This is a genomic window from Luteimonas sp. MC1782 (assembly GCF_014164605.1).
Lineage (GTDB): Bacteria > Pseudomonadota > Gammaproteobacteria > Xanthomonadales > Xanthomonadaceae > Luteimonas.
In genome coordinates this window covers 1-1,250 of record NZ_JACJFT010000010.1, presented here as the reverse complement: position 1 = coordinate 1,250, position 1,250 = coordinate 1, and the positions used below count along the sequence as shown (strand labels likewise).

2 protein-coding genes are annotated in these 1,250 nt (G+C 62.9%); both read left to right on the top strand.

The features are described from left to right. Positions 1–54 precede the first annotated feature (54 nt). Positions 55–411: a transposase gene (locus H5368_RS13395; protein ID WP_182825521.1), complete on the top strand. Its 357-nt coding sequence runs from the start codon at positions 55–57 to the stop codon at positions 409–411. Beyond that, entirely contained in the window at positions 381–1,217 is an 837-nt protein-coding gene (locus H5368_RS13390; protein WP_223878087.1) for an IS3 family transposase, read from the top strand. Before H5368_RS13395 ends, H5368_RS13390 begins: the two co-directional genes overlap by 31 nt. Positions 1,218–1,250: the final 33 nt, after the last annotated feature.

The window sequence follows — 1,250 nt, the reverse complement described above, 5'->3', positions numbered from 1 at the left end:
CGGTAGTTCCTTCGCTTCAGTGGACACCCTGACCTAACGATCAGGAGTGTCTTTATGCCTACGCCAGGCCCCCGAACAACCTATCGCTACACAGACCACTTCAAGGCCACCGCAGTACGCCTGAGTGAGCTTCCCGGCGTCTCCGTCGCCGATGTTGCCGAGTCGCTTTACATCCACCCTTTCATGTTGTCTCGTTGGCGCAAGTTGGCCCGCGAGGGAGTGATCGTGACCAAGGGTACGGAGCTGGACAAGACAGTAGCCGCAGAGCTCAAGGCGCTGCGGGAAGTGAAGCGGAAGTACGAAAGGCTGCAGGTCGAGCATGACCTTTTAAAAAAAGCCATCGCGTTCACTTCGGCTCGAAAGCCGAGGTCTTCGCCTTCATCGCGCACCACCAGGAAGCCTGTCCGGTGAGAACGATGTGCCGGCTCTACGGCGTCAGCGCCTCCGGCTTCTACGCGTGGCAGCAGCGACCGCCGAGCCAGCGTGCTCACGACGACGCAGCGTTGATCGATCGGATTCGCACCGTCCATGCGCAGAGCCGCGAGACCTATGGCAGTCCGCGTGTGCATGCAGCCCTTCAGCAGTCGGGCGAACCAGTTGGCCGGCGTCGGGTCGAGCGATTGATGCGGGAAACAGGCGTCCGGGCCTGCTCGTCGAGGCAGTATCGCCAGAGACCGGGGCTTGCCCGGTTCCTCGGCAGCGTCGAGAGTCGTGCGCATGCGGTGGACGTCAGCGCCATCGACAAGGTCTGGGTGGCCGACGTGACGTATCTCAAAGTGCGCGGCGAGTGGCGCTACCTGGCCACCGTCATGGATCGCCACTCGCGACGGCTGCTCGGATGGGCGTTGGGCAAGGATCGAACAACGACACTGACGCGCCGTGCGCTGGCTGCCGCGTTGCGCACGCGCAAGCCTGCAGACGGCACCGTGTTCCACAGCGATCGCGGCATCGAGTTCATTGCCGGCGACTTCAAGCGCCAGGTGCAGCGCGCCGGCCTCGCCCAATCGGTCAACCGCCCCAAGCGCATGAACGATAACGCGCACATGGAGTCCTGGAACAAGTCGATGAAGTCCGACATGTATCACCGACAGACCTTCGCCAGCGACCAGGACCTGCACGCGGCCATCCGCGGCTACGTCGACTTCTACAACCACCAGCGCCTACACTCGGCGCTGGGTTACACCGCACCCGCCGACTACGAGCGCAGATGCGCCTAACCAACGGGTGTCCACTTTATCGAAGGAAGTCCC